The organism is Streptomyces odonnellii (assembly GCF_000981895.1).
Classification (GTDB): Bacteria; Actinomycetota; Actinomycetes; order Streptomycetales; family Streptomycetaceae; genus Streptomyces; species Streptomyces odonnellii.
In genome coordinates this window covers 1-3,189 of sequence record NZ_LATD01000421.1, presented here as the reverse complement: position 1 = coordinate 3,189, position 3,189 = coordinate 1, and the positions used below count along the sequence as shown (strand labels likewise).

Here is a 3,189-nt window from a genome sequence, read left to right as displayed (position 1 = left end):
GGGTTGGGGTGTCCGGGGTGGTTGATGTGCATACGCACTTCATGCCCGAGCGGGTGCTGGCGAAGGTCTGGGCCTACTTCGATGCTGTCGGGCCGCTCACCGGCATGGAGTGGCCCATCAGTTACCGGCATGAGGAGGACGAACGCATCACGCTGCTGCGGGAGTTCGGGGTGCGGGCGTTCACCTCGATGCTTTATCCGCACAAGCCGGGCATGGCGCGGTGGCTGAACGGGTGGGCCGCCGAGTTCGCGGCCCGTACGCCCGACTGTCTGTCGACGGCGACGTTCTTTCCCGAGGAGGGCGTCGAGACCTACGTAAGGGAGGCCGTCGAGGGCGGGGCGCGGGTGTTCAAGGCACATCTGCAGGTGGGGGCGTACGACCCGAACGACGAGCGGCTCGACCGGGTCTGGGGGCTGCTCGCCGAGGCCCGGGTGCCGGTGGTCGTGCACTGCGGCTCGGGGCCCGCGCCCGGCAAGCACACCGGGCCCGGCCCGGTCGGGCGGCTGCTCGCGCGCCATCCGCGGCTGCCGCTGATCGTGGCGCATCTCGGGATGCCGGAGTACACCGACTTCCTGGATCTCGCCGAGCGGTACGAGGAGGTCAGGCTGGACACGACCATGGCGTTCACCGACTTCAGCGAGCGCTTCGCGCCCTTTCCCCGGGAGGCTCGGGGGCGGCTCGCCGACCTGGGGGACCGGATCCTGCTGGGGAGCGACTTCCCGAACATCCCGTACCCGTACATCCACCAGCTTGAGGCCCTGGAACGGCTGGAGCTGGGCAACGACTGGCTGCGCGCGGTCTGTTACGAGAACGGGGCCCGGCTCTTCGCACTGGAAGCCGGGTAACGCCGACGGGCAAGCCCGGTCCGGTGCCTTCGGAGCGTTTCTCAGGGAATTCACAGGTTCCGGAAAGAGCGCTCTCAGAGGTGCTCCGCAGGGTTGAGCAGCATGACCATCACCTCGCCCCGCGGGCGCACCGAAATGCTCAGGCCGGACGGCGCTCCCGTCCGCGTTCTGGTTGTCGACGACGAGACCTCGCTCACCGAGCTGCTGTCCATGGCCCTGCGATACGAAGGGTGGGACGTGCGCAGCGCAGGCGACGGCGCCGGCGCGGTGCGGTCCGCCCGGGACTTCCAGCCCGACGCCGTGGTGCTCGAAGTGACGCTGCCCGATATGGACGGGCTGGCCGTGCTGGGGCGGCTGCGGCGCGAACTGCCGCAGGTGCCCGTGCTCTTCCTCACCGCGAAGGACGCCGTCGAGGACCGGATCGCCGGGCTGACCGCGGGCGGCGACGACTACGTCACCAAGCCGTTCAGCCTGGAGGAGGTGGTCGCCCGGCTGCGCGGACTGATACGGCGGTCCGGCGCGGCGGCCGTCCGCAGCGAGTCGCTGCTGGTCGTCGGCGATCTGACCCTGGACGAGGACAGCCATGACGTCAGCCGTGGCGGGGTGTCCATCCATCTCACCGCGACCGAGTTCGAGCTGCTGCGCTATCTGATGCGCAATCCGCGCCGGGTGCTGAGCAAGGCGCAGATCCTGGACCGGGTCTGGTCGTACGACTTCGGCGGCCAGGCCAATGTCGTCGAGCTGTACATCTCCTATCTGCGCCGGAAGATCGACGCCGGACGCCCGCCGATGATCCACACCCGGCGCGGGGCGGGCTATCTGATCAAACCCGGTGAGTCGGCCGACGCGCCCCGGTGAGCCGGCCGACGCGCCCCGGTGATCGGGAGTACTCCCTGCTCGATACGCACCTCTTCCATTTCCATGACCGGCGCTTCAGAAGGGTGGTGGCGGGCCCTCACCTGGTCGCCTTCGGCATCAGCGGGTCACTCTTTCTGCTGACGCTGCACCGTCAGTTCGTACCGGGGTACGGCCCGTTCGCCGCCGCGGTGGCCGTACTGGCGGGCGAACTGTCGGCCGTGTTGCTGTCGCGCAGGGCCCAGCGGGCAGACTCTCTTCCGGAGGCGGCATAGCATCGGTTGAGGCCGGACCCCCGGACCCCGGCTCCGAACCCCGGCTCCGAACCCCGACTACGGACCCCGACTCCGGACCCCGGCTTCCGGTTCCCGGCGGCGGGCCGTCCGTCGCCCGGCCACGGGGCCGGTGACGGTTGGCGCCGGACAGGCGACGCGGGTGGGCAAAACGCGGGCAGGCAACAGGAGTCCGGTCACCGTCCGGCCGGAGGGAACCGAGGAGGCTCACCCATGGCGCCGGAAGCCGATCGGGCCAAGCGGCCGACCCGTACCAGCGTCTGGCTGGAGGGCAAGCCGGCCGGCCGGGGCCGAAAAGGGGACCGCACGGACCGCACGGAACGGTCCGCGGACCGTTCCGCCGCCCGGTCCGCCCGGTCCTCCGATCAGCACGGCGGGCTCGACCGCGACCGCATCACCACCGTCTCCGTACGGCTGCTCGACACGGAGGGCGCGGCCAAGTTCTCCATGCGCCGTCTGGCCGCCGAGCTGGGTGTGACCGCGATGTCCCTGTACTGGTACGTGGACACCAAGGACGACCTTCTCGAACTCGCCCTGGACCGCGTCTTCGGCGAAGTCCGCGTACCGGATCTCACGGACGACGCCACCGACTGGCGCGACCAGCTCCGCGAACTGACCGCCAGCTACCGGACCGTACTCGTCCGCCACCCCTGGGTCTCACCGCTCATCGGCAAGTACCTGAACATCGGGCCGCATTCGACGGCCTTCTCCGCCGCCGTCCAGGCGGTCGTCCGCCGTACGGGCCTGGCCCCGCACGGGCAGATGGGCGCGATCTCCGCGGTCTTCCAGTTCGTGTACGGATTCGGCACGATCGAGGGCCATTTCGTACAGCGCTGCGCCGACGCGGGGGTGAGCCAGGACGAGTACTACCGGCAGGCGACAGGGGTCGTCAGCGAACAGCCGCGGTTCAAGGCGCCGTTCGGGAACGCGGAGGAGATCATGGCGGCGCGCGGCGACGAGACGGTGGTGGAGATGCGCCAGCGGGACTTCACGTTCGCGGTCGAACTCCTCATCGCGGGCATCGAGGCGATGCGCGCCCGCGGCTGAGCCGTACGCCGGCCCGGGCCCGCCGCCCGGGCTGCCGTCGTCCCGGCCCGCCGCCGCGCAGGCCCTGTACGGTACGGCCCCTCCGCCGCCCGAAGCCCGCCGCCGCCCGGGCCGTCGCCCCCGGCCCACCGCCCCAGGCCCGCCGCCGG

Annotated in this window: 4 protein-coding genes; all 4 read left to right on the top strand. The window is 71.0% G+C overall.

Annotated features, from left to right (window positions below; translation table 11 throughout):
- Positions 1 to 845 (top strand): amidohydrolase family protein (locus tag WH07_RS31640; RefSeq protein ID WP_046507772.1); only part of this gene is annotated, 845 nt, incomplete at its 5' end.
- Positions 846 to 947: 102 nt separating this feature from the next.
- Positions 948 to 1,703 (top strand): response regulator transcription factor, encoded by a 756-nt coding sequence (locus tag WH07_RS31635; protein WP_046507769.1) that lies wholly within the window; start codon positions 948 to 950, stop codon positions 1,701 to 1,703.
- Between the two features lie 86 nt (positions 1,704 to 1,789).
- A complete protein-coding gene (locus tag WH07_RS41850) occupies positions 1,790 to 1,975 on the top strand; it encodes a hypothetical protein (protein ID WP_157877468.1) in 186 nt (61 codons plus the stop codon).
- A gap of 231 nt (positions 1,976 to 2,206) precedes the next feature.
- Positions 2,207 to 3,040, top strand: a complete 834-nt coding sequence (locus tag WH07_RS31625; protein ID WP_046507763.1) for a TetR/AcrR family transcriptional regulator — start codon at positions 2,207 to 2,209, stop codon at positions 3,038 to 3,040.
- The last annotated feature ends 149 nt before the right edge of the window (positions 3,041 to 3,189 follow it).

What these genes read in the sequence shown, in the direction of transcription:
- WH07_RS31625 (WP_046507763.1), top strand. Translation starts at nt 2,207, where the DNA reads ATGGCGCCGGAAGCCGATCGGGCCAAGCGGCCGACCCGTACCAGCGTC.
- WH07_RS31635 (WP_046507769.1), top strand. Translation starts at nt 948, where the DNA reads ATGACCATCACCTCGCCCCGCGGGCGCACCGAAATGCTCAGGCCGGAC.